Origin of the sequence: Neorhizobium fuzhouense (assembly GCF_042611105.1) — a bacterium.
In the GTDB taxonomy this organism is placed as follows: Bacteria; Pseudomonadota; Alphaproteobacteria; order Rhizobiales; family Rhizobiaceae; genus Neorhizobium; species Neorhizobium galegae_A.
In genome coordinates this window covers 180,212-204,829 of the sequence record NZ_JBHFFP010000005.1, presented here as the reverse complement: position 1 = coordinate 204,829, position 24,618 = coordinate 180,212, and the positions used below count along the sequence as shown (strand labels likewise).

At 61.7% G+C, this 24,618-nt stretch carries 25 protein-coding genes; 11 read left to right on the top strand and 14 right to left on the bottom strand.

Annotated elements, in window-relative coordinates:
* The first annotated feature begins 43 nt into the window (after positions 1-43).
* Together ACEXP3_RS11345 and ACEXP3_RS11340 are read left to right on the top strand one after the other, a co-directional pair.
* Positions 44-334, top strand: coding sequence for a YggT family protein (locus ACEXP3_RS11345; RefSeq protein WP_210105862.1), 291 nt, complete (start codon positions 44-46; stop codon positions 332-334).
* The gene (locus ACEXP3_RS11340) at positions 331-645 is read left to right on the top strand and encodes a DUF167 domain-containing protein (protein ID WP_377297358.1); all 315 of its coding nucleotides are present in this window, start codon (positions 331-333) and stop codon (positions 643-645) included. The genes ACEXP3_RS11345 and ACEXP3_RS11340 overlap by 4 nt, the downstream gene beginning before the upstream one ends.
* Before the next feature lie 20 nt (positions 646-665).
* Here ACEXP3_RS11340 and ppa read toward each other — a convergent pair whose 3' ends face one another.
* From ppa to ACEXP3_RS11305, 7 genes are all read right to left on the bottom strand, one after another.
* A complete protein-coding gene (ppa, locus tag ACEXP3_RS11335) occupies positions 666-1,199 on the bottom strand; it encodes an inorganic diphosphatase (protein WP_210105864.1) in 534 nt (177 codons plus the stop codon).
* A gap of 136 nt (positions 1,200-1,335) precedes the next feature.
* Complete coding sequence (locus ACEXP3_RS11330) at positions 1,336-1,842, bottom strand: GNAT family N-acetyltransferase (RefSeq protein ID WP_210105865.1); 507 nt, start codon at positions 1,840-1,842, stop codon at positions 1,336-1,338.
* 192 nt (positions 1,843-2,034) lie between these two features.
* On the bottom strand, positions 2,035-3,855 hold the full coding sequence (typA, locus tag ACEXP3_RS11325; RefSeq protein WP_210105866.1) for a translational GTPase TypA: 1,821 nt from the start codon (positions 3,853-3,855) through the stop codon (positions 2,035-2,037).
* 133 nt (positions 3,856-3,988) lie between these two features.
* The gene (locus ACEXP3_RS11320) at positions 3,989-4,789 is read right to left on the bottom strand and encodes an ABC transporter permease (RefSeq protein WP_377297357.1); all 801 of its coding nucleotides are present in this window, start codon (positions 4,787-4,789) and stop codon (positions 3,989-3,991) included.
* 1 nt (position 4,790) lies between these two features.
* On the bottom strand, positions 4,791-5,585 hold the full coding sequence (locus ACEXP3_RS11315) for an ABC transporter permease (RefSeq protein ID WP_377297356.1): 795 nt from the start codon (positions 5,583-5,585) through the stop codon (positions 4,791-4,793).
* Positions 5,582-6,571: an ABC transporter ATP-binding protein gene (locus tag ACEXP3_RS11310; RefSeq protein ID WP_377297355.1), complete on the bottom strand. Its 990-nt coding sequence runs from the start codon at positions 6,569-6,571 to the stop codon at positions 5,582-5,584. Before ACEXP3_RS11310 ends, ACEXP3_RS11315 begins: the two co-directional genes overlap by 4 nt.
* A 132-nt stretch (positions 6,572-6,703) precedes the next feature.
* Positions 6,704-8,800, bottom strand: a complete 2,097-nt coding sequence (locus tag ACEXP3_RS11305) for a M3 family metallopeptidase (RefSeq protein WP_377297354.1) — start codon at positions 8,798-8,800, stop codon at positions 6,704-6,706.
* Between the two features lie 169 nt (positions 8,801-8,969).
* On the opposite strand from ACEXP3_RS11305, the gene ACEXP3_RS11300 reads away from it, so the two are divergent.
* The 3 genes from ACEXP3_RS11300 to ACEXP3_RS11290 all read left to right on the top strand — a co-directional run bounded on the left by ACEXP3_RS11300 (position 8,970) and on the right by ACEXP3_RS11290 (position 11,184).
* Complete coding sequence (locus ACEXP3_RS11300) at positions 8,970-9,392, top strand: hypothetical protein (RefSeq protein ID WP_210105871.1); 423 nt, start codon at positions 8,970-8,972, stop codon at positions 9,390-9,392.
* A gap of 116 nt (positions 9,393-9,508) precedes the next feature.
* The gene (locus tag ACEXP3_RS11295) at positions 9,509-9,982 is read left to right on the top strand and encodes a MarR family winged helix-turn-helix transcriptional regulator (RefSeq protein WP_377297353.1); all 474 of its coding nucleotides are present in this window, start codon (positions 9,509-9,511) and stop codon (positions 9,980-9,982) included.
* Positions 9,983-10,008: 26 nt separating this feature from the next.
* A complete protein-coding gene (locus ACEXP3_RS11290) occupies positions 10,009-11,184 on the top strand; it encodes a multidrug effflux MFS transporter (RefSeq protein ID WP_377297483.1) in 1,176 nt (391 codons plus the stop codon).
* A gap of 62 nt (positions 11,185-11,246) precedes the next feature.
* On the opposite strand, the gene ACEXP3_RS11285 is transcribed toward ACEXP3_RS11290, so the two are convergent.
* Complete coding sequence (locus tag ACEXP3_RS11285; RefSeq protein ID WP_377297352.1) at positions 11,247-12,470, bottom strand: argininosuccinate synthase; 1,224 nt, start codon at positions 12,468-12,470, stop codon at positions 11,247-11,249.
* Positions 12,471-12,824: 354 nt separating this feature from the next.
* Between ACEXP3_RS11285 and ACEXP3_RS11280 the strand changes: the two genes are divergently transcribed.
* The 4 genes from ACEXP3_RS11280 (at position 12,825) to ACEXP3_RS11265 (ending at position 16,874) form a co-directional block, all read left to right on the top strand.
* Positions 12,825-13,685 carry an SDR family NAD(P)-dependent oxidoreductase gene (locus ACEXP3_RS11280; RefSeq protein WP_377297351.1) on the top strand — a complete coding sequence of 287 codons (861 nt, stop codon included), beginning with the start codon at positions 12,825-12,827 and terminating at the stop codon, positions 13,683-13,685.
* Positions 13,686-13,758: 73 nt separating this feature from the next.
* Positions 13,759-14,400, top strand: coding sequence for a LysE family translocator (locus ACEXP3_RS11275; protein ID WP_377297350.1), 642 nt, complete (start codon positions 13,759-13,761; stop codon positions 14,398-14,400).
* A gap of 174 nt (positions 14,401-14,574) precedes the next feature.
* The gene (locus ACEXP3_RS11270) at positions 14,575-15,042 is read left to right on the top strand and encodes a MarR family winged helix-turn-helix transcriptional regulator (RefSeq protein WP_377297349.1); all 468 of its coding nucleotides are present in this window, start codon (positions 14,575-14,577) and stop codon (positions 15,040-15,042) included.
* Entirely contained in the window at positions 15,039-16,874 is a 1,836-nt protein-coding gene (locus ACEXP3_RS11265) for an FUSC family protein (protein ID WP_377297348.1), read from the top strand. Before ACEXP3_RS11270 ends, ACEXP3_RS11265 begins: the two co-directional genes overlap by 4 nt.
* Positions 16,875-16,898: 24 nt before the next feature.
* Here ACEXP3_RS11265 and rlmN read toward each other — a convergent pair whose 3' ends face one another.
* From rlmN to ACEXP3_RS11235, 6 genes are all read right to left on the bottom strand, one after another.
* Positions 16,899-18,140 (bottom strand): dual-specificity RNA methyltransferase RlmN, encoded by a 1,242-nt coding sequence (gene rlmN / locus ACEXP3_RS11260; protein WP_377297347.1) that lies wholly within the window; start codon positions 18,138-18,140, stop codon positions 16,899-16,901.
* A 212-nt stretch (positions 18,141-18,352) separates the two neighbouring features.
* Positions 18,353-18,862, bottom strand: coding sequence for an invasion associated locus B family protein (locus tag ACEXP3_RS11255; RefSeq protein ID WP_210105881.1), 510 nt, complete (start codon positions 18,860-18,862; stop codon positions 18,353-18,355).
* A 267-nt stretch (positions 18,863-19,129) separates the two neighbouring features.
* Positions 19,130-19,534: a YkvA family protein gene (locus tag ACEXP3_RS11250; protein ID WP_210105882.1), complete on the bottom strand. Its 405-nt coding sequence runs from the start codon at positions 19,532-19,534 to the stop codon at positions 19,130-19,132.
* 60 nt (positions 19,535-19,594) lie between these two features.
* Positions 19,595-19,903: a 4a-hydroxytetrahydrobiopterin dehydratase gene (locus ACEXP3_RS11245; RefSeq protein ID WP_377297346.1), complete on the bottom strand. Its 309-nt coding sequence runs from the start codon at positions 19,901-19,903 to the stop codon at positions 19,595-19,597.
* Between the two features lie 9 nt (positions 19,904-19,912).
* Positions 19,913-20,500 carry an RNA 2',3'-cyclic phosphodiesterase gene (gene thpR, locus ACEXP3_RS11240; protein ID WP_210105884.1) on the bottom strand — a complete coding sequence of 196 codons (588 nt, stop codon included), beginning with the start codon at positions 20,498-20,500 and terminating at the stop codon, positions 19,913-19,915.
* Between the two features lie 88 nt (positions 20,501-20,588).
* Positions 20,589-21,227 carry an arylesterase gene (locus tag ACEXP3_RS11235; protein ID WP_377297345.1) on the bottom strand — a complete coding sequence of 213 codons (639 nt, stop codon included), beginning with the start codon at positions 21,225-21,227 and terminating at the stop codon, positions 20,589-20,591.
* A gap of 87 nt (positions 21,228-21,314) precedes the next feature.
* On the opposite strand from ACEXP3_RS11235, the gene ACEXP3_RS11230 reads away from it, so the two are divergent.
* Together ACEXP3_RS11230 and ACEXP3_RS11225 are read left to right on the top strand one after the other, a co-directional pair.
* Positions 21,315-22,025, top strand: coding sequence for an ABC transporter ATP-binding protein (locus tag ACEXP3_RS11230; RefSeq protein WP_377297344.1), 711 nt, complete (start codon positions 21,315-21,317; stop codon positions 22,023-22,025).
* A complete protein-coding gene (locus tag ACEXP3_RS11225; protein WP_377297343.1) occupies positions 22,022-24,565 on the top strand; it encodes an ABC transporter permease in 2,544 nt (847 codons plus the stop codon). The genes ACEXP3_RS11230 and ACEXP3_RS11225 overlap by 4 nt, the downstream gene beginning before the upstream one ends.
* Positions 24,566-24,618 lie beyond the last annotated feature (53 nt).

Here is a 24,618-nt window from a genome sequence, read left to right as displayed (position 1 = left end):
GCCAATGTCTACATGTCTGTCAACCAAAGATATGGAGTTATGGATGATCGCGCTGTTTCAGACCATCGATCTGGCCTTGAACCTTTATACCTGGGTGCTTATCGCCAGCGCCATCTTCTCCTGGCTCTATGCCTTCAACGTCATCAATTCGAGCAACAGCTTCGTCAACTCCATCGGCACGATGCTGTACAACCTGACGGAGCCGGCGCTTCGCCCGATCCGCCGCATCATGCCGGATCTCGGCGGCATCGACATCTCTCCGATCATTCTCCTGCTGATTATCTTCTTCATCCGCTCGCTGATGTGGACAACCATTGTGCCGGCCCTGATGTGAACCGGGCCTGCACGCCCTTTGCCGACCATGTGCGTCTTGCGGTGCGCTTGACGCCCCATGCCTCCCGCGATGCGATCGAAGGCATCGAGGAGACGGCAGAGGGCGAGTGCTGGCTGAAGGCGCGTGTCACGGCAGTGCCGGAAGACGGCAAGGCCAACAAGGCGCTCATCCAGCTTCTGGCCAAGAGCCTGCGCCTGCCCAAATCCTCCATATCCTTCCAGTCCGGCGAAACAGCGCGCAAAAAAATCCTCCGGCTCGATGGCGAACCGGAGGATCTGATGAAAAGGCTGGACGCTCTTGCCGCCCGATAGGCAGGCTTGCGTGTCAAGCCTTACTTCTGGGCGTTGTAGCGCTCGATGGCTTCGACGATCAGGCGCTTGGCAACCGTCACATCCTGCCAGCCGCCGATCTTCACCCACTTGCCGGGCTCAAGATCCTTGTAGTGTTCGAAGAAGTGCTCGATCTGCTTCAGCGTGATTTCCGGCAGGTCGGTGTAGTTGTTGATCTTGTCATAGCGCTGCGTCAGCTTCGGCGCAGGAACGGCAATGATCTTCTCGTCCTTGCCGCCGTCGTCTTCCATGATCATGACACCAATCGGGCGCACATTGATCACGCAGCCCGGAACCAGCGGACGGGTGTTGCAGATGAGAACGTCAACCGGGTCACCATCTTCCGACAGCGTGTGCGGCACGAAGCCGTAATTGCCGGGGTAGGTCATCGGCGTATAGAGGAAACGGTCGACGATCAGCGCGCCGGCATCCTTGTCCATCTCGTACTTGATCGGATGACCGCCGACCGGAACTTCAACGATAACGTTTACGTCGTCCGGCGGGTTCTTGCCGATCTTGATCGCATCGATACGCATGTTTCTCCCCAAGAGCGTTGCTTGTACCCGTCTCGATACTGGGAAAACCGGTGCATTGCAACATGCCTCAAGGCAAGGAACATCAGCATCTTCGCCTCAACGATCACTCTGCGGCACAGGCTGCGCTCAGCCGTGATCAGGGCCAGACAAAGCCGATCTTGCGAAGCTCAGCGCCGGCAAAATCCTCGATGCCCTCGGCCAGTTCCAGGCCGCCATGGCGGCGGAAGAAGCGGGTTGCATGCTCGCTGTCTTCGAGGCACCACACGACAAGACCGCTGCAGCCGAGCGACTTCAAAAGGCGTCGGGTTTCGCCGAACAGGCGCCGGCCAAGACCGATGCCCTGAAATTCCGGCCGCAGGTAGATTTCATAGATCTCGCCTTCCTGCGGCAGCGCCCGCGCACGGTTGAGCCCCATGGTGGCATAACCGGCGATGGTGCCCTCCACATCCAGCACCAGCAGCGTGGCCGGCCCCTTGGCCGCACGGCGCCACCAGGCCTCTCCCCGCCGCTCCAGCATCTCCGTCAGCGGCTTGTGGGGGATAAGCCCTGCATAGGCCTGTTGCCAGGCCAGGCGGTGAACCTCTGAGACCTCGCGGGCATCTCCCGTCGTGGCACGACGCACGTCGATGGACACTGTCTTCATGACAACACTCTGGTCTCGCCGCCGATGAACCCGCTCATTTGGAGCGGATGTCCGGCGCACAACGTCTGCATGCAACCGGCCATGTCCGAGTTAACGCTTTTTTAACGCCCCGAACAAGCCCGCACGAGACATGGCGCACACAAAAAAGCCCCGGTTTTGCCGGGGCTCTTGAGCAGATGAACTATCGGAAGATCAGGCGACGCGCGACTTTTCGAAGCGCTTGCGATCGTTCGGATCGAGATACATCTTGCGCAGACGGATCGACTTCGGCGTGACTTCCATCAGTTCGTCGTCCTGGATCCAGGAGAGCGCGCGGTCGAGCGTCATGCGGATCGGCGGGGTGAGCTTCACGGCTTCATCCTTGCCGGCGGCGCGGATGTTGGTGAGCTGCTTGCCCTTCAGCACGTTGACTTCCAGATCGTTGTCGCGGGAGTGGATGCCGATGATCATGCCCTGATAGACCTTTTCACCCGGCTCGATGATCATCGGACCGCGATCTTCCAGGTTGAACATGGCATAGGCCACGGCTTCGCCCGAACCGTTGGACAGGAGAACACCGTTGTTGCGGCCGGCAATGGCGCCCTTGAACGGCTGGTAGCTGTGGAACAGGCGGTTCATGATGGCGGTGCCGCGCGTGTCGGTCAAAAGCTCCGACTGATAGCCGATCAGGCCGCGGGTCGGGGCCAGGAACTTCAGGCGCACGCGGTTGCCACCGGAGGGGCGCAGTTCTGTCATTTCAGCCTTGCGCTCGGACATCTTCTGCACGACGACGCCGGAATGCTCTTCATCGACGTCGATGACGACTTCCTCGATCGGCTCCATGGTTTCGCCGGTCGTTTCGTCCTTGTGCATGACGACGCGCGGACGCGAGACGGCAAGCTCAAAGCCTTCGCGGCGCATGGTTTCGATGAGAACGGCAAGCTGCAATTCGCCACGGCCGGAGACGAAGAACGAATCCTTGCCTTCGGCTTCCTCGATCTTCAGCGCGACGTTGCCTTCGGCTTCCTTGAACAGACGGTCGCGGATGACGCGGCTCGTCACCTTGTCGCCTTCGGTGCCGGCGAGCGGGCTGTCGTTGACGATGAAGGACATGGTGACCGTCGGCGGATCGATCGGCTGGGCGGTCATGGCTTCGGTGACGGACGGGTCGCAGAAGGTATCGGCGACCGTGCCCTTGGAGAGACCGGCGATCGCAACGATGTCACCCGCATGGGCTTCTTCGATCGCCGTGCGCTCGATGCCGCGGAAGGCGAGGATCTTGGAAATGCGGCCGTTTTCGATCAGCTTGCCATCCTGGCCGAGAACCTTGACGGCCTGGTTCGGCTTGATCGAACCGGAGGCGATGCGGCCGGTGATGATGCGGCCGAGGAAGGGGTTGGCTTCGAGAATGGTGCCGATCAGACGGAACGGACCTTCTTCGACAGTCGGCTCCGGCACGTGCTTCAGCACGAGATCGAGAAGCGGCGAAAGGCCTTCGTCCTTCGGACCTTCCGGGTTGAAGTTCATCCAGCCATCGCGGCCCGAACCGTAAAGGATCGGGAAATCGAGCTGCTCGTCGGTGGCATCGAGGTTGGCGAAGAGGTCGAAGACCTCGTTGATGACTTCCTCGTGGCGGCCATCCGGACGGTCGATCTTGTTGATCGCGACGATCGGGCGAAGACCGACCTTCAGCGCCTTCGAGACCACGAACTTGGTCTGCGGCATCGGGCCTTCGGAGCTGTCGACCAGAACGATCGCGCCATCCACCATCGAGAGGATACGCTCGACTTCGCCGCCGAAATCGGCGTGGCCGGGGGTGTCGACGATGTTGATGCGCACGCCCTTCCATTCCACCGAAGTCGCCTTGGCAAGAATGGTGATGCCGCGTTCCTTTTCGAGATCGTTCGAATCCATCACGCGTTCTGCAACGCGCTGGTTTTCGCGGAACGAGCCGGACTGCTTCAGGAGCTCGTCAACAAGGGTCGTTTTCCCATGGTCAACGTGCGCAATGATCGCGATATTGCGAATTTTCATAGTGGGTTCTCTGGGCTGTGGCGCACATGATCCACAGACCGCGCCAATTTTCGTTGGCGCCCCCATACCCTGTTTTTCGCAAACGCGAAAGGGGGAGCGAGGGCGCGGGGGTGAGAGAGGCCGTGAAAACGCGTCATCCGCCGCCGCCCTGGTAGCGTTTCAGGCAGAAACGCCAGAAGAAGAAGGCGGCAACGGCAGAGAGAGGACCCGCAGAAAGGGCCGCAATTTCTGCAAACGCGCCAAGATAGGGAACGGGCCGTCCAAGCAGGACGGCGACGGGCACATAGGCCATGTAGCCCAGCGGAATGATTGAAAGCAGAGCCACCTGGAACGGCGCGGCAAAGATGCTTGCCGGATAGCGCGACAGTTCCCAGAAGTCGAAATAGATGCCGAACAGATAGCGGGCGCGACCGAGCACGAGGGCACAGGCGGCGATGATGGTGATCATGGAGGCGGTGATGAGGGCCGCGCTGACCAGCTCGCCGGCCAGCAGCAGACAGGTATCGGTGGTCCAGGCGATGGACAGTTGAGGCCAGGCCCAGGCGACAAGACCTGCCCCAAGCGCGATATGGCCGCCATATTCGATGTTGAAGCCGGAAAAGACCAGGTACGCCCACGGGTTCAACGGCCGCACCAGCAGTGTGTCGAACTCGCCGCCGAGAACGATGTCCTCCATGCGGCGCAGCTGGACCAGCGTGAAGCAGGCGCCGAGCGCATAGCCGAGCGTGTGAAATCCGAGAAGAAAGGCCATCTGCGGCCAGGTCCAGCCGCCGATCGTGCCAAACCGGGTGAGGATCAGCCAGATGGAGGCGAAGATGCCGGCATAGCCGAAGGCCTGCGCGAGCCAGGTGATCAGAAGTGCCGCGCGGAACTCCAGCCGCGTGCGCACCCGAAGCCGCATGAGATAAAAGAGCAGCGAGAGGGTGTCGCGCATCTCAGCCTCCCTGCACGACGACCTGGGCGCAGGCACGCGACCAGATGAAGGCGACGGCGAAAGCGAAAACCGCGGCCCATCCGGCGCCGGCTGCAAGGATCAGAAGGTCGCCCGCGAGGTCGCGCTGGCCGAGATATGCCGCGAGCGGATGATAGGCGATCCAGGAAAAAGGCAAAGCATGCGCCACCTCCGCCAGCCCCTGCGGATAGAACCAGATCGGCACCAGTCCGCCGGATAGTACCGCCAGAAGACCACGCATGAACCATTCGAGTGCATGGGCATCGAAGACCCAGAAGGACAGGAGCCCGACGAGAATGGCAAACCCCATCAGGATGGCAAGCGACACCACGACATAGCCGACAAACAGCAGCGCATGGGCAAGGCTTGCCGGCGGCTGCAGCCCGTAGATCGAACCCATGATCACAATGACGGGCAGCGAAATCAGCAGCCAGTCGAACAGGCGCACACCGATCTGCTCGGCCAGTAGCATGACCGGATAGTGCATGGGGCGAAGCAGCGAGCTGCCGATGGCACCGGTGCGGATGGTCGCACCGACATCGCGCACGATCATCGTGGCATCCCAGCTGGACAGGATCGTGCCGCCGATCAGCGAATAGGTGATCATCTCATCAAGGCTGATACCAGAGAGCGTGCCATGCCCGCCAAAGGCCGCCTTCCAGATGGAAATGCGCGCAAGGATTTCGACCAGGCCGCCCAGGATGCGCATGAGGATGCGGGAGCGATGCTCGGCCTCGCGCAGGAAGGCCGCCGTGATAAGCGCCAGAAAAGCACTCATGCCGAGACCTTGGACTGGTAATGGGTGCGGATGATCTCCTCGATGCCCGGTTCATGCAGCCGCACATCGCGCAGATCGGCCCCCGCCTTCAGCGCCGAGAGGATGTGCAAAAGCGGTCGCTGATCATCCGGCAGCAGGAACAGGCGCTGCACGCCCTCGCCGCCGGCCGGTTCGGCCCGGTCCAGTTCGACATGGCCGGGGTCCTGTGCGAATTCCAGCGTCAGCCGGCGCCTTGCGCCAAAGGTCACGCGCAGCGCCGCGATCGTTCCGTCAAACAGCAGCTTGCCGTCATCCACCATGATCAGGCGCGGGCAGATCTCCTCGATATCCTGCAGGTCATGGGTCGTCAGGATGATGGTGGTGCCGCGCTCGCGGTTGATGCGGGAGAGGAACTTGCGCACCACATCCTTGGCCACCACGTCGAGACCGATCGTCGGCTCGTCGAGAAACAGGATCTTCGGGTCATGCATCAGCGCCATGGCGATCTCGGCGCGCATGCGCTGACCAAGGCTCAAGTGGCGAACCGGTCTCCCGATGAAGGCCGATAGCTCCATCATCTCGACCAGATCGGCACGGTTGCGCTGATAGACAGACGCTGGCACGCGGTACATGCGCCGGTGCAGCTCGAAGCTTTCGGCGAGCGGCAGCTCCCACCAGAGCTGCGTGCGCTGACCAAAGACAACGCCGATCTGGCGGGCATTGAGCACGCGTTGCGCCTGCGGATTTCGCCCCAGAACGCTGACCGTGCCGGCAGACGGCGCCAGGATGCCGGTCAGCATCTTGATCATGGTGGATTTGCCGGCGCCGTTCGGCCCGAGGTAACCGACGGCCTCTCCCGGTTCGATGTCAAAGGAAATGCCATCGACAGCGTTGACCGGACGCGTGACCGGCATCACGAAATCCTTGAGCGGCCCGAGCATGCCAGACCGGCGCACCTGCTGGCGAAATATTTTAGCAACATGTTCGGCGCGGATAATCGCAGTCATAGCGGATGCCCCTCAAGAAGAACCTCCCTAGGAGAGTCGCATGAAGCTTATGCGACACCCGCTCACCCAACCATCCTTTCCTGCCCGCCCCCACCACGAAAAGGGTGGAGGGCGAAGACCGCCCCTATCCGCTCAGGCGTCGCTGCCTGACAGTTCCGCCACCATGGCAAGACCCTTCTTCTTCAGCATGGCGGACGGATCCGGCAGCTTGCCGCGGAAGGCCACATAGGTCTCTTCCGGATCGATGGAGCCGCCGACCGAATAGATGTTGTTCTTCAGCTTGCGCGCCATGACCGGATCGAAGGCATTGCCGCTTTCCTCGAAGGCGGCAAAGGCATCGGCATCCAGCACTTCCGACCACATGTAGGAATAGTAGCCGGCCGAATAGCCGTCGCCGGAGAACACGTGCTGGAAATGCGGCGTGGCGTGGCGCATGACGATGGAGGACGGCAGGCCGATGCTCGACAGCACCTCTGCCTGCACCGCCATCGGATCCTCCACCGGTTCGCTTCGCGTGTGGAACGCCATGTCGACCAGTGCCGAGGAGGTGAATTCCACCGTGTTGAAGCCGGCATTGAAGGTGCGCGCCGCCAGAACCTTGTCGAGCAGCGCCTTCGGCATGGCTTCGCCCGTCTCGTAATGCACGGCGTAGCGGGTGAGGATTTCCGGCACCGTCAGCCAGTGTTCGTAAAGCTGCGAGGGCAGTTCGACGAAATCGCGCGAAACACCGGTGCCCGATACGGACGGATAGGTGACATCCGACAGCATGCCATGCAGGCCGTGGCCGAACTCATGGAACAGCGTGCGCGCGTCATCGAGCGACAGAAGAGCCGGCTTTCCGGCGGCAGGCTTTGCAAAGTTGCAGACATTGTAGATGATCGGCAGTTCGCCCACCAGGCCGTTCTTCAGCGTCAGCTTGTGCTGGCTCTGGAACGAACTCATCCAGGCGCCGGAACGCTTGGAGGAGCGGGCAAAGTAATCGCCGAGGAACATCGCCTTCAGGCTGCCCTCGCCATCGCGCACCTCGAACACCCGCACATCGGGATGATAGGCGGTCACGCCCTTCAGCTCGGTGACAGTGACGCCGAACAGGCGGTTCGCGACGTCGAAGCAGGCCTCGATGATCTTTTCGAGCTGCAGGTAGGGCTTCAGTTCGGATTCGGAAAAATCGAACATTCGTTCGCGCAGCTTTTCGGCATAGTAGCGCCAGTCCCACGGGGCGACGGGATGATTGGCGCCCTCTTCGGCAATCAGGCCCGCAAGGCTTGCTTCTTCTTCCAGCGCTTTGGTACGGGCCTTTTCCCAAACCTTCATCAAGAGGTCGTTGACGGTCGCCGGGGTCTTGGCCATCGTTTCGTCCAGCTTGTAGGCGGCAAAACTGTCATAGCCGAGCAGCTTTGCCTTTTCGGCACGCAGCGACAGCGTTTCGCGCACGATGGCAATATTATCGGTCGCGCCACCATTTTCGCCGCGCTTCACCCAGGCCCGAAATGCCTGTTCGCGCAGATCCCGGCGGCTGGAGAAGGTGAGGAAGGGCTCGATGATCGAGCGCGACAGGGTGACGGCGAAATGTCCCTCCGGCTCGCCCCGGTCACGGGCGGCAGAGGCCATCGCGTCCCGCAGGAAAGCCGGCAACCCTGCAAGGTCGGCCTCATCCGCGATGATCAGCGACCAGGCCTTTTCATCCGACAGGACATTCTGGCCGAACTGGGCGCCGAGGCTTGCCAGCGTCTCGTTGATTTTCGCCAGCCGTTCCTGCTGGTCCTTGGAAAGCTTGGCGCCGGCGCGCACGAAACCTTTCCAGTGCCGCTCGAGGACTCGGACCTGCTCAACCGTCAGTTCGAGCGTCTCGCGGGCCTGCCACAGCGTATCGACTCGGGTAAAGAGGTCTACGTTCATGGCGATGCGCGAGTAATGGCGCGACATTTTCGGCGCGATCTCGCGCTCCAGAGACTGGATCACGTCATTGGTATGGGCGCCGGCCTTGTTCCAGAACAGTGCGGAAATGCGCGACAGTTCATCGCCGGCAACTTCCAGCGCCACGATGGTATTGTCGAAGTCCGGTGCTTCAGGATTTTCGGAAATCTCTTTGATTTCCGCATCATGCAGCGCCAGGGCAGCATCGAATGCGGCTGCGAAATCGCCGTCCTCGACGCGCTCGAACATCGGCAGTCCATTCTGTCCGTTCCAGTCCACGAGCGCGGGGGTGATTGTCGTCTGCACTGTCATCTCACTGTCCTCTGGGTCATTGATAGAGCGCCATCCGAGCAGGGGAAGATGGCGGGTCTGTGAAGGCTAGCCCTCAACTACAAGAAGTATTAGCTCATTATTGATAATTGACGCCCTGCAACCGTTCGTTATTTTCTGCAACCATATCCGATGAGCGTGGATAGTGGCCGTGGAAATCACTTCCTTCAACTGGTCCGGGAGCTTGCTTCAACAAGAGCAGGGTTTCAATACCAGACATGAGAAACCGCAGTTCATACCGAGCCCGGAAGCGCAGCGCGTTTTCGATCGCATCGACGTGTCTGCAGGCGCCATCGACTTTTCCGCCATTTCACCGCGTCTTCTGCGTGAACTTGCCCTCCAGAGATATATTTCCGGCGCGATCCAACAGGACGTGTATATCGCCCTTGCCCAGGAACTGCCCGTTCAGGCCGTCGATACCAGCGGCCGCGTGCTGGATCTCTCGGGCGTCACGGACGATACCGAATTCGACTTCCAGGATTATTTCCGCCAGCAGCACGATCTGGCCCAGTCGCTGGGCGACGAGGACAAGGCGCTCACCTTCGCCTCGGTCCTCGACTTCATCGAGGCGTGACGGCGAGGATCCTGCAAATCCTCAGCCCGGCCTTTCCAGGCCACGCCAATCCCTTTCTTGGCAGTTGCCTCGCGCGGGAAAGATAGTAAGGGTGCCTTAGCAAGCGGCAGGGCATCATGGATAAAGAAGCGGACATCCACAGACTGGGATTTCTCGTCACCGACGGTGCGCGCCTCCTGCGCGCAGCCTTCGAACGACGCATTGCCGATGCCGGCCTTGGCATCACGCCCGCCGAAGCGCGCACACTTCTCAACATCCATGCCCTGAAAGATTGCCGGCAGCTCGACATCGCCGCCCGCATGGGCATCGAACCGATGACGGTCTGCGCCTTCCTCGACAAGCTGCAGGCGCTTGGGCTCATCGAGCGGCAGCCGGACCCGGCCGACCGCCGCGCCAAGCGGGTGACGCTGACGCCGTCCTGCGCTCCGCTCATTCTGGCCATCCGCAAGGAGCTGGATAGCGTGATCCTGAAGGCCACAGCCGGCATGGCGCCCGACGAGGCATTGCTGCTGTGCCGCCTCTTGGAGCGGATGAATGCCAATTTCCAAGGGGAAACCGCTCCTCTTCCCGAAACCCCGGAATGTCCGTAATGCCAAAGCCTTTCCTCGCCCGCAGCATGAGCGAGGGGCGCACGACCTTTCTCGGCGCGCTTCTGACCACGCTCGGCCCCATCTCGATGGCGATCTATACACCCGCGATGCCGGAACTGGTACGCGCCCTTGGAACGACGGAAGCGGCAATCAAGCTCAGCCTGTCGATGTTCTTTGCCGGCTTTGCACTGGCGCAGCTTGTGGCCGGACCATTGTCGGACGCGCTGGGCCGCAAGGCGGCAACGCTGATCTTCCTCTCGATCTATCTGATCGGCTCGATGCTGGCCGTGCTTGCGCCGTCCGTGGAGTTCATCCTGGCCGCGCGCCTCGTGCAGGGTATCGGTGCCTCCGTGGGCGTCGTTGTCGGGCGCGCCATTGTCCGCGATCTCTTCGTCGGGGCGGATGCGGCGCGCATCCTCAACACGATCGGCATTTTTCTGGCCGTTGGACCCGCCATGGGCCCGACGCTTGGCGGGCTGACGCTTGCCGCCTTCAACTGGCATGCGGTGTTTCTGCTGATGGTGGGCTTCGGCGTGCTGGCAGGGCTGTGCACGCTGCTGTTCTTGCGCGAGACCGTCGTGCCGGATCTTCAGCGCCTCCAGCCGGCCCGACTTCTGCGGACTTATGCGGAAGTTGCCGGCAATCTGCAGTTTCTCGCAGCCTGCATGGTTCTGGCCGGCACCATCGGGGCGCTTTACGCGCAAGCCACCATGCTGCCCTTTGTGCTGATCAACAAGGTCGGGCTCTCGCCCACCCAGTTCGGCGTCGGCATGCTGATGCAATCCGGCTTTTATCTTCTGGGCTCGCTGACGCTCAAACTGGTCGTGAAGCGCCTTGGCGGGCCGCGGGCGGCCCTCACCGGCATCAGCCTTTGCGGCACAGGCGGCATCATCATGGCGCTGTCGGTCGCCTTCGTGCCACCGTTCTTCCTGTCGATCATGGGACCGGTCGCCATCTGCACCTTCGGCCTCGCCTTCCTCACCCCGCATGTGGTGACGGCGAGCATGGCGCCCTTCCCGCATGTCGCAGGCTCCGCCTCGGCGCTCACGGGCTTCATCCAGATGACGGCGGGCTTTCTCGGCGGCCTTGCGGCCGCGGCCATCGGCGACCCATTGACCGCCTTCGGAACGATTATCCCGATCATGGAACTGACAGCCGTTGCCGGTTTCATTGCGCTGCACATGCTGGAACGGCGCGCCTGACGCACACAAAAAACCCGCCTGCCGGGGCAGACGGGTTTCGAAGCTTTTACGAAAAAGGCCTGTTACTTGCCGAGATTACGCTTGGCGAGCGTGCGCAGGCGCAGAGCATTCAGCTTGATGAAGCCGGCCGCATCCTTCTGGTCATAGGCGCCCTGATCGTCTTCGAAGGTGACGAGCTGGTCGGAATAGAGCGACTTTGCCGATTCACGGCCGATGACCATGACATTGCCCTTGTAGAGCTTCAGCGTCACTTCGCCTTCGACATGTTCCTGGCTCTTGTCGATGAGCGCCTGCAGCATTTCCCGCTCCGGCGAGAACCAGAAGCCGTAATAGATAAGCTCCGCATAGCGCGGCATCAGCTCGTCCTTCAGGTGGGCTGCACCCCGGTCGAGCGTGATGGATTCAATGGCGCGGTGCGCCGACAACAGGATCGTGCCGCCGGGGGTCTCGTAGACGCCGCGCGACTTCATGCCGACAAAACGGTTTTCGACGAGGTCGAGGCGGCCGATGCCATTGTCACGGCCATAGGTGTTCAGCTCGGCGAGCAGCGTGGCCGGGCTCATGCGCACGCCGTTGATCGAGACGGCATCGCCCCTTTCAAAACCGACCTTGATGACGGTGGCCTTGTCGGGAGCCGCTTCCGGAGAAATCGTGCGCATATGCACATATTCCGGGGCCTCGACGGAGGGATCCTCAAGAACCTTGCCCTCGGAAGAGGAATGCAGAAGGTTGGCGTCCACGGAGAACGGCGCCTCGCCCTTCTTGTCCTTGGCGACAGGGATCTGGTTCTGTTCGGCAAAGGCCAGAAGGTCGGTGCGGCTCTTGAAGGCCCAGTCGCGCCACGGCGCGATAATCTTGATATCCGGGTTCAGCGCATAGGCCGACAGCTCGAAACGCACCTGGTCATTGCCCTTGCCGGTGGCGCCATGGGCGATGGCATCGGCACCGGTCTTCCTGGCGATGTCGATCAGGTGCTTGGAGATCAGCGGACGGGCAATCGAGGTGCCGAGCAGGTAGACGCCTTCATAGACGGCATTGGCGCGGAACATCGGGAAGACGAAATCGCGCACGAATTCCTCGCGCACGTCCTCGATGAAGATTTCCTTGATGCCCAGCATCTCGGCCTTCTTGCGCGCCGGCTCAAGCTCCTCGCCCTGGCCGAGATCGGCGGTGAAGGTCACGACTTCCGCACCGAGTTCGGTCTGGAGCCATTTCAGGATGATCGAGGTGTCGAGACCGCCGGAATAGGCAAGAACGACTTTCTTCACGTCTTTTGGGAGGGCCATGGCAATGAGTTCCGTCTGGGAGTGCGGGCCGAAAACCCGCCTGAGATCTTGAATGGCGGCACTTTTAGCGAGTTTGCCGCGCGGCGCAAGGGCGGGACGGTCGCCAAAACGTCAGAGGTAACGGCCGATGGTCATGCGGCGGTGGAGGATGCGGATGATTTCGATCCTGCGCTTGGGCGGTAGGCGACAACTGCGCGGTCAGGCGCCATATTTGCCGTGCTTACCCGCAAGAAGCGCATCGAAGTCAAACGGCTGTGCCTCCCCCTCGTCTTGCCGCGTCGTGTTGACGACATGCAGCCATGGCACCATATCCCGCATGTTGCTAGAAGAAACACATCCTCAAGGAGTTCGGCCATGAGCGTTCACCATCCGGGCCTCACCAAAGGCCATGTGGCCGTCGTTACCGGCGCGGCTTCCGGCATCGGACTTGCCGCGGCAAAGGCTTTCGCCCGTCTCGGCCTTTGCGTCGTCCTCGTCGATCTCGAAGGCGACCGGCTGGCGCAGGCAGCCATTGACGTGGCGGCCGTTTCGGAAAACGGCGAGACCGACGTCGTGGCCATCGGCGCCGATGTCGCACGCCTCGACGAGCTGGAAGCCTTAGAGCGGGCCGTCATCCAGCGTTTCGGGCGCGTGCATGTGCTGATGAACAACGCCGGCATCCAGCCCGGCAGCGCGCTCTTCGGCCCGCAGGCCAACTGGGACAGCGTGTTTGCCGTCAACCTGATGGGCGTCATCAACGGCACGCGCACCTTTGGCCCCGGCATGGTGGCGCACCGCGATCCGGCTCTCATCATCAATACCGGCTCCAAGCAGGGCATCACCACGCCGCCCGGCGATCCGGCCTACAATGTCGCAAAGGCCGGCGTCAAAGCCTTCACCGAGGCGCTGCAGCACGAGTTGCGCAATACGGAGGGCGCGAATGCGTCCGCCCATCTGCTGATCCCGGGCTTTGTCTATACCGGCCTCACCGCCAATGGCCGCACCGAAAAGCCGGCCGCCGCCTGGACGCCGGAGCAGACCGTCGACTTCATGCTGGAAAGCCTTTCGCGCGGGGATTTCTACATTCTGTGCCCCGACAACGACGTGGACCGGGCGCTCGACGAAAAGCGCATCGCCTGGGCCGCCGGCGACATCATCGAGAACCGCCCGCCGCTGTCGCGCTGGCACAAGGATTATGCCGAGGCCTTCAAGGCGCATCTCGAACGGGGCCAATGATTGGCAAGCACCGCGAAGCCGAGTAAGGAGGAAAGATCCGCCTTACTCAGTTTTCTCGCTCTTCGGTGCATTCATGGACTTCATTCCGAGCCTTGCCGTCCTTCTTGCCTTCAGCATCGCCATCCTGGCGCTCGCCTTGACGCCTGGCCCGGACATGACGCTGTGGATCAGCCGCTCGCTGCGCGATGGGCGCGCGACCGCGCTCATGGTGCTTGCCGGCACCAGTTTCGGGATTGCCATTCACACGATGCTGGTGGCCTTCGGCATTTCGGCGCTGATCGTCGCCTCCCCCACCGCCTTTACGATGCTGAAGACGGGCGGTGCAGCCTACCTGCTGTGGCTCGCCGTGCAGGCCATCCGCCATGGCTCGAATTTTGTGGTGAAGGCCGATGGTGAGCGGCAGGCTTCCCGCGCCGGCGCCTTCGTCAACGGGCTCTGGGTCAACCTTCTCAATCCGAAGGTCATCATCTTCTTCATGACCTTCCTGCCCCAGTTCGTCACGGCGGACGATCCGCATGTGACCGGCAAGCTGATGTTTCTCGGCCTCTGGTCGATCATCCTGTCGCTGCCGATCGGCATCGGCATCATCTATGGCGCAGGCATTCTGTCGGGCTGGCTGCAGAACAACCGGAAGGTCTTGCGCGGCATCGATTACAGCTTTGCCGGCATCTTTTCTATCTTCGCGGTCAAGATCCTGATGACGCAGTCTCGCTGAACTGCTCCTCCCGTTAAGGCATCCGTGCTCGATATTCGATGCCAACTGGGGCGACTGTCTGTGACGAACCCTAAATTCAAGGATTTCGCGCAAGGCTGACAATGCTGCTTTCTGCATAGCTCCGCTGCGTCCGCGGCTCTTCAAATTCATATAGTTTCTATTCAAACTATTTTGATGGAAACTAATTCTGACAATCTGCGATTCCGCTTCGGGGCGGACCTCGTGGTGATCGCGCGCCGGTGGCGACAGTTTATCGACCAGCATCTGGCCGCCAGTGGGCTCACCGATGCAAGCTGGACGCCGCTCATTTACATCGCGCACAATGGCGATGGTCTTCTCCAGAAGGATCTGGCAGCCCTCTCCGGTCTCGATGTGTCCAGCATCGTCCGCCTTATCGATATCCTTGCAGCGAGAGGTCTCGTGGAGCGCCGTGCGGACGAGACGGACAGAAGGGCGCGCAGGCTCTACCTCACAGAGCTCGGACACCAGAAAACCCGCGAAATCCAGCAGCAATTGCATCACATCGAAGCAGCCATGCTGCAGGACGTGTCGGATGCCGAAATCAGATCTGCCCTTTCCTTGATAGCAAGGATCGAAGCCAGACTGTCCGATCTCAAAAGGCCCTCAGAGGACGACGCATGACGCTGAATGTTGAAACCCTCCTGTCCGGGTTTGATCGGCAGAGGCTGTTGTTCTGTGGGCGCACCGCGATTGCCGGTTGCCTTGCAATGCTTGTCGCGTTTGCGCTCGGCCTGCACCATCCGCAATGGGCGGCCATGACCATCTGGGTCGTCGCTCAGCCCACACGCGGGCTGTGGCTTGAAAAAAGCCTGTCACGCATCGCCGGCACCTTGATTGGTGCGGGTATCGGCACCTTGATGGTGATTTTCCTGTCATCCAATCCGCCCCTGCTGCTGGTCTGTCTTGCTCTCTGGATCGGGCTTTGCGCCACGACCGGCAACCTTCTGCGAGGACCGCTTTCCTATGTGACATTGCTCGCCGGCTATTCGGCGGCCATGATTGCCATGCTGGATCATGACAATCCGACCCTGGTCCTTGGATTGGCGCAGGACCGCATCCTGACCATCCTCATCGGCGCTGCGACTTCGACGCTGACAGGTCTGCTCTTCACGCCGAAGAGCGCGGAAAGCAATTTACATCATCGTATTCGGCAGACGGTCGAGCGCGTCACCGCTCATGTCACGGATCATGCACCCTATGTCATGAAGCGGGAGGAGACGGCCGCCATTCTGTCGGAGCTCGCGGCAATCGACGAAAGTCTTGAGGTTCAACTGGCAGGAAAGATCGGCATGGCGGCCAAAATGCGCGCTGTCCGGTCGGTGCTTGCCGCAGCCATGGATCTCCTGCTCAATGCGCCTGAAGACACACATCTCGACAGCGATGACCCATCGCCAGAGCTTGAGGCACTGGCCGGCTCCTCCCAGTCAGATCTCGCCCGAAGATTGGCAAGCCTGCAGACCGCCTGGCAGGGGCTTGAGCAGGCGGGAGAACTGGAGGCGCAGCGCATTCCCTCCCTCCATTTGCACAGAGACTGGATCGGCGCTCGCCAGGCGGGGCTGCGTGCAGCGCTTTCGGTTCTGGGCGTGGGCGCCATCTGGCTTTTGACCGATCTCGCCATCGGCCCTTTCATGGTCATGGGCACTGCCATCATGACCAGCTTGTTTTCAACCTTCGACCATCCCGCGCGCATCATGCGCTTCGGCATTGTCGGCACCCTGGCCGGAGCAAGTGTCGCGACAGTCGTTCGCCTCTATGCCATGCCCCTGGCCGAAAGCGAACTGGCCATGGTTCTGATGGTGATGCCGGTCATCCTCATCGGAGCCCTGGTGATGAGCCATCGCAAGTCCATGTTTGTCGGAATGGATTTCAACATGGTCTCGCTCCTGCTGCTTGGCCCGGCCTTCCCGACCCATCTTCAGCCGGCCGAGGCCGTGGCACAGGCCATGTCGGTCGTCTTGGGGCCGGTTGTCGCGCTCCTCGCATTCACCTATGCCTTCCCCGTGCATCCGCAGGGCCGCATGCGATTGATCATTCGCATGATCGTGCACGACTTGCAGCATATGGCCGACACCGGGACGCTTGCCTCCGACCGCGTGGAGATCTGGCGCGCACGGCTCTATCACCGCATCCTGCGCCTTATTCGATGGTCCGAGAAAAGCGGCGGCACGACGGTCGATGCGGCAGAAGGCGGACTTCTAGCCCTTCGGCTCGGCGAAGCGGTCGCCAATGCCCAAAGTCTGGTGTCAAACGATCAAACGCCAGCGTCCCTGAAGCAGGCCGGAAGGACGTTCCTGAAGAGCCTGGCAAAGTTGCAGGAGCAGCCCGGCCGCACGGCAACGGCCCTCGAACACTTCGAAAAGCAGCTTTCACTCAACGGGCTGAGCGGCAGCCGATCACTTGCGGGAACGGCCTCGCGTCTGTCTTCCAGTGAAGCATTCTTCCGTCAGGCGTGAGGCCCGCTTCCTCGGCGCCTGATATCAGTCGTCTTCGCCGTGGCCGGCGATCATCATCGCCTCGAAGGCCAGACGCTCGGTCTTGCGCATACGCTCCGATTCCGACTTCAGCTGGCCGCAGGCAGCCAGAATATCGCGGCCGCGCGGGGTGCGGATCGGCGAGGCATAGCCGGCCTGATTGATGAAATCGGCAAATTTCTCGATCGTCGCCCAGTCGGAGCACTGGTAATTCGTGCCCGGCCACGGGTTGAACGGAATGAGATTGATCTTTGCCGGCACGCCCTTCAGGAGCTTGATCAGGGCCTTGGCATCTTCCAGGCTGTCGTTGACGTCCTTCAGCATCACATATTCGAAGGTGATGCGGCGCGCATTGGACAGGCCCGGATAATTCCGGCATGCCTCTATCAGGTCTTTGAGCGGATATTTCTTGTTGATCGGCACCAGCATGTCGCGCAATTCGTCGCGCACCGCATGCAGCGAAATCGCCAGCATCACGCCGATCTCGTCGCCGGTGCGGAAAATTTCCGGCACGACGCCGGAGGTGGAGAGCGTCACGCGGCGCTTGGACAGCGACAGGCCGTCGCCGTCGGTTGCAATCAGCAGCGCCGTCTTGACGTTGTCGAAATTATAGAGCGGCTCGCCCATGCCCATCATCACGATATTGGTGACCTTGCGGTCGCCCGTCGGAACGAACGCGCCGGGGGGCGTATCGGCGCCGGGAAAATCGCCCAGCCGGTCCCGCGCCAGAAGCAGCTGCGCCAGAATTTCTTCCGACGTCAGGTTGCGCACCAGGCGCTGCGTGCCGGTGTGGCAGAAGGAACAGGTGAGCGAACAGCCGACCTGGCTCGAGATGCAGAGCGTGCCGCGGCCTTCTTCGGGAATATAGACGGTTTCGATTTCGACCGGCCGGCCGGCGCCACGGGGCGGAAAGCGCAAGAGCCACTTGCGGGTGCCGTCATTGGACACCTGCTCCTCGACGATCTCCGGCCGGGCGATGGTGAAATGCCGCTTCAGCATTTCGCGCATGTCTTTGGCCACATTGGTCATGGCATCGAAATCGGAGACACCGCGAATGTAGAGCCAGTGCCAGAGCTGGCTCACACGCATGCGCACCTGCTTTTCCGGAACGCCCTTTTCCACCAGGGCCTTGCCCATTTCCTCGCGGGTGAGCCCGATCAGCGAGGGCTTTTCGGACGCCATGTCCGGGCGTGCCACGAGGGGCTTCTTGACGCTATCCGCCATGACGATGGCTTCGGAAACCGACATGCTCTTGATCCCATTCAAACGGCTGCGCCTCTCGGCGCATCAGCACCGGGTCAGCCCCCGTCTTCTCATCGGTGAAATGCGTTCGGCGGCCTCATAAGGAATGAACCGGGCCGTCTGTTGCGCGTGCCTTTACCATCAAAAGGCAGCGCCGTCACCCCTCATGCAAAAAGCCGGCGCTGTGGCCGGCTTTATCGCATCCTGTGCCAAGACACTTACTTGCAGGTTTCGATCTTCTTCAGAGCCTGCGAGATGCCCGCCAGCGAATAGGAATAGCTGGTGGCCGTGCCGCGCAGCGAGGTGGCCTTGACCGTCATGCTGGAGCCGGTCTTCATGGCCGCCACAAGCGCCGGCTCTTCGGCGGCGTTTTCCACCCAGGCGGCCTTGTCCTTGACGAACAGGACGAAATTCTTCTTGTCGATGGTGACGTTCACCTTCGAATCGGCCTTCAGCGTGTAGCCCATCATCGCCTGCGGCTCGTAGGAGATGTTCTGGCCGGGACGCTGCGAGATGATGAAGAAGACATCGCCGTGATCGACGCTGGCCGGTTCCTTGGTGGTGGGCACGGACAGCACGTAGCAGACGGTGCTATTGCCGGACTTGTAGGAATAGGCGCCCCAGTTCTTGAACTGCTCGATCCGGGTCGGGGCGGGTGCCTGCGCGGACGCAAACGCTGCGCTGGCGAGCAGAAGGGTCGACGCGATGGCGATCTGTCTTACAAACATTGTGTCCTGCCAGTTTTCTCATTCAACGGCCGACCGGGCGGCAAATGGCCGGGCTTGGTCGAGATCCGTTCGACTTTGACTTAATTTCGGTTACCAAATCGTCAACAGGGAATGCATAGGTGTTTTGAAGAGGCCTGCCGACCGAAAAACGCAGGCTGCGCCGTTTCAGGCAGCAGGGCCTGGCCCCGGCTCCACAGTCTGGACAGTCAATGAACCGAGAATTCGGGCAAGAGTTTGGCCGGTTTGGAAGAACACTCCGCCGTGCCGTCACCCGGCGGCAGGCTCGGCTCCGGCACTACCGAGATCCTGATTGGAAAGTGCGCGATCGGCCGCCTCGTAATGGCTGTCATCGATATAGGCCTGCACCATGCGGAAGGCAGCCGCCAGAACCGCCACATCGTCGGTAAAGCCGACCATCAGGAACATGTCGGGCACGATGTCGATCGGAAGCACGAAATAGCCAAGCGCTGCCAGAAGCACGCCGCGCACCCGAAGCGGCGTCTTGGGGTCCATCGCACAATAATAAGCTGCCACCAGGTCGCGGCTGAAGGGCACATAACGGATGGCGCGTTTCAGCGTCGGCCAGAATTTCGCACGAACGCGCTTTTCCTGCTTTGCCTGGGTTTCTTCATCGCCCGGCGCAAGAATTTCTCCGATCTTGACGTCGTCCATGACGGCCTTCCTCTCGATTGCGAACCCCGGTGATATGGGTCCGGCCCGCGTCGAGTTCAATCACGGCGCCGTCAGATGCTGAGCCGCCCTGTCGAACATCCGCGCCAGCTTGAAGTCGCGCTCGGTCAGGCCGCCGCTGTCATGGGTGGTCAGACGCACGGACACCGATGCATAGACATTTTTCCATTCGGGATGATGATCAAGCTTTTCCGCGCAGAGCGCGCACTGCGTCATGAAGCCGAAAGCCTCGCGGAAATTGCGGAAGGTGAACTCCTTCAGGATGGCGTCTCCATCGGGCGCCAGCAGCCATCCCTCCAGCGTCGAAAGACCGGCGGCAATCGCCGCCGCATCCAGCTTTTCATCGCGCATCGCAAAGCCTCAGAACAGCGTCTTTTCCGCCTGGTAATCATGGGCCGCGTAGGAGGACAGGCTTTCCTGGAGCGGAAATATTTCTTCCGTCAGGTAAGGCCCGCCGCCGACCGATTCCTTCGACGACATCAGCACGAACCGGCCGACCATGAAGGGCGCGGTGTAGAAATTGCCGCGGCCGGAAAGGTAATGCACCACGTCCTCCACCCGGGCAGAGCGCAGGCGGGCAAGCGTCACATGGGGCATGAACTTTCGCGGATCCGGCGGCAGACCGATCCTCTGGCAGATCCGCTCGATCTCGCCTTGCAGCGCGTTCAGTTCCGGCGAGGCAGAGACGCCGGCCCAGACCGAATGCGGTTTCTTCGAGCCGAAGGAGCCGATACCGTTGAGGCTGATCTGGAATTCTTCCCGGTCGACGCGGTCCAGGCGGTTGACGATCTCGTCGGCGGTTCGCCCGTCGACATCGCCGATAAATCGCAGCGTGATGTGATAATTCTCGACATCGATCCAGCGTGCACCCGGCAAGCCCCCCCGCAAGAGGGAGAGGCTCATGGCAGCATTGCGCGGGATTTCGAGGGCGGTGAAAAGTCTCGGCATAGCGAACCTCCTCGAATCTCTTAAGCGACATCCGTAGCGGACCACGCAAATGTCATCCGCGCAAGCACTGATTTTTGCTATGCAACATTCATTGGATCGTCGTGATCCCCAACAGAAACGCTTCCACGGCCTTCAGGGAACGATCCACCATGACCTGGACGCCCTTGGCGTTCGGATGCATGCCGTCCTCCAGTTGCAGGCCAGGCGTTGCCACCACCCCATCCAGAAAGAACGGATAAAGCGGGACGCCGTGCTTTTCCGAGAGGCGCGTATAGATGCCGTTATAGCGTTCGCCGTAACTGCCGCCCATGTTGGGCGGCGCAATCATGCCCGCGAGCAGCACGGGAATGTTGCGCGCTTTGAGCCGGGTGATGATCGCATCGAGATTCTTTTCCGTCTCCGCCGGCGCAATGCCGCGCAGGGCATCATTGGCGCCGAGTTCAAGGATCACGCCATCGGTGCCGTCCGGCACCGACCAGTCGACGCGCGACAGGCCGGCAGCCGTCGTATCGCCCGACACCCCGGCATTGGCGATTGCCACGTCGTGGCCGCGCGCCTTCAAGGCCTTTTCCAGGAGCGCCGTATAGGACTGCGTCGGCGGCAACTGATAGCCCGCCATCAGGCTGTCACCGAAGCCGACAAGCTGAAGCGTCTTTGCCTGCGCGGAACCGGCAAGGGTGAGACCTGCAATGACAATCACGTGAAGCAGTGCCGCTTTGAATTTCATGGGGCCATCCCTAGATTGTGCTGGTCCGCCGCAGTGCGGCAAACGTATCTGTAACGTCGATGTTCTGCCAATATAGGGTGCTTTGCCGTGACTGAAACCATCATCACCCTGAAGAAGGCGGATCTGACGCTTGGAAATGCGGCCGCCTCCGTGCATGTGCTGAAGGGGATCGATCTTGAGATCCGGCGAGGTGAAGCGGTCGGCATCGTCGGTCCGTCCGGCTCCGGCAAGTCGACGCTTCTGATGGTTCTGGCCGGGCTCGAGCGTCTGGACAGCGGCGAGATCATCATCCGCGACACGCCGCTTCACGCGCTTGGCGAAGATGCACTGGCCGATTTTCGGGGCCGAAATATCGGCATCGTCTTCCAGTCGTTTCACCTGATTGCCAATATGACGGCACTGGAGAACGTTGCCGTGCCGCTGGAACTGGCGAACGTGAAGAACGCCTTCGACATCGCGCGCGTCGAACTGACGTCGGTTGGCCTTGGCGAACGCCTGTCGCATTATCCGGGCCAGCTGTCCGGTGGCGAGCAGCAGCGCGTGGCGATTGCCCGGGCGCTCGCCCCCTCGCCCGCCGTGCTGATTGCCGACGAACCGACCGGAAATCTCGACACGGAAACCGGGCGGCAGATCGCCGATCTCCTGTTTGCCAAGCAGGCCGAGCGCGGCATGACGCTGCTGCTGGTGACGCATGACAATGCGCTTGCCGCCCGCTGCACCCGCCAGATCCGCGTCCGCTCCGGCGAGATCGCCGCCGACAGTGTAAGATCCGCTGCAGCTGCGGCGGCCTTTGCATGAGGACGACGTTTCCCCGCATCGCGATTGCCCTGAAGCTTGCGCTGCGCGAATTGCGCGGCGGCCTCTCCGGCTTCTACATCTTCCTTGCCTGCATTGCGCTTGGCACCGGCGCCATTGCCGCCGTCAATTCCGTCTCCCGCGCCATTACCGGCGCGATTGCCACGCAGGGGCAGGCGCTGCTCGCCGGCGATATCCGCTTTGAACTCAACAACCGGGAAGCAACGCCGGACGAAAAGGCGTTCCTCGACAGCCTCGGACAGGTTGCCGTCTCAACTGGTCTGCGCTCGATGGCACGGTTGCCCGACGGGTCAGAGCAGGCGCTGGTCGAGGCAAAGGCGGTGGATGGCGCCTATCCGCTCTACGGCACGGTGGTCACGGAGCCTGCGCGGCCCTTGAGCGAGCTTCTCGGCGAGCAGGCGCAGGCTTACGGCGGCGTTGCGGCGCCCCTGCTTCTGGAGCGCATGGGCCTGAAGATCGGCGACGAGATTTTGCTCGGCAATGCGCGCATTCGCCTGACGGCGACTCTCTCGAGCGAGCCGGATGCCCTCTCGGAAGGGTTTGGCTTTGCGCCGCGCCTGCTGCTCAGCCGCGAGGCGCTTGCCGCTTCCGGCCTGATCCAGACCGGAAGCCTTGTCGAACATGCCTACAAGATCAAGCTGCATAATCCAGACCAAAGGGCGAGCCTTGGCGCCATTGCCAACAAGCAATTTCCCTCTGCCGGCTGGTCCATCCGCACCGCCGATCGGGCCGCCCCCTCGCTCACCGAAAATGTCGACCGCTTCTCGCAGTTTCTCACGCTGGTGGGCCTGACCGCGCTCATCGTTGGCGGGGTCGGCGTTGCCAATGCGGTGCGCGCCTTCCTCGATTCCAAGCGCACCACCATTGCCACCTTCAAATGCCTCGGCGCACCGGCCTTCGTGGTGACGCTGATCTATCTGTTCCAGATCCTGCTGATCGGCGGCGTCGGCATTGCCATCGGCCTGCTGATCGGTGCGGTCGCGCCTTTCATCGCCCTGGGCTTCCTGCGTGATCTCCTGCCCGTACCGTCAGAAACCGCCTTTTATCCGGCCGCGCTCGGGCTTGCGGCGCTGTTTGGCCTTCTCACCACCTTTGCCTTTGCCGTGCTGCCGCTTGGCCATGCCCGCGAAGTGCCGGCAACGGCTCTGTTTCGCGAACAGGGCTTTGACCAGAGCGGGCTTCCGTCCTGGCCCTATCTTGCTGCGGCAGGTCTTGCGCTTGCGGGCCTTGCCGGGCTTGCCATCTTCTCGGCCGATGACCGGTTCATTGCCGTGGTCTTTCTGGGCGCCGTCGCGGTGGCCTTCGTTCTTCTGCGGATCGTCGCCAGCGCCATCGCCGCCCTCGCCCGCCGCAGCCCGCGCGTCAACTCCCCGGCACTGAGGCTTGCCATCGGCAATATCCACCGCCCCGGCGCACTGACGCCCTCGGTCGTTCTCTCGCTGGGCCTTGGCCTTGCCCTTCTGGTCACGCTTGCGCTCATTGACGGCAACCTGCGCCGGCAGCTCTCCGGCACGATGATGCAGCAGGCGCCGAACTTCTTTTTTGTCGATATCCAGGGCAGCGAGCGCGAAGGCTTCGTCAACATTCTGAAGCAGCAGGCACCGCAAGGCGAGATTACCCAGGTGCCGATGCTGCGCGGACGCATCCTCTCCTTCAACGGACAGGATGTCAGCCAGATGAACGTGCCGCCGGGCGGACGCTGGGTGCTGCGCGGCGACCGTGGCATCACCTATGACGAGACGCTGCCAGCCAACGCGACGATCACGCAAGGAGAATGGTGGCCGGAAAACTATAGCGGCGAACCGCTTGTCTCCTTTTCCGCCGAAGAGGCCGGCGAACTTGGCCTGAAGATCGGCGATACGGTCACCGTCAACGTGCTTGGCCGTAACATCACCGCACGCATCGCCAATTTCCGCCAGATCGAATGGCGCTCTCTGTCGATCAATTTCGTCATGGTGTTTTCGCCCAACACGTTCCGCGGCGCCCCGCATGCCTGGCTTGCGACGCTGACCGACCAGAGCGCCACGCCGGCAAAGGAGGGTGCGATCCTGCGCGCGGTCACCAATTCCTATCCGACCATCACCAGCGTTCGGGTGAAGGATGCGCTCGACATTGCCGAGCAGCTGATGGGACAGCTCGCCACCGCCATTCGTGCAGCCGCAGCGGTCGCGCTTGTGGCCTCGGTGCTGGTTCTCGCCGGCGCACTTGCCTCCGGCAACCGGGCGCGCACCCACGACGCCGTGATCCTGAAGACGCTTGGCGGCACACGGCGCATGCTGATGCGCGCCTTTGCCTACGAGTACATGATCCTGGGTTTTGCCACGGCCGTCTTTGCCCTCTCAGCCGGCTCAGGTGCTGCCTGGTTCGTGGTCTCCCGCATCATGAAGCTGCCGGCAACCTTCCTGCCGGACGTGGCAGTGATCACGCTCATTGCAGCCCTGGTGCTGACGGTCGGCATCGGTCTTGCCGGGACGTGGCGAATCCTCGGCCAGAAGGCGGCTCCGGTGCTGCGCGAGCTTTGAGGTTGCCCGGGAAAAGGCCGCCCTTTTCTGCGGATTAAATTTTTGTCACCTCG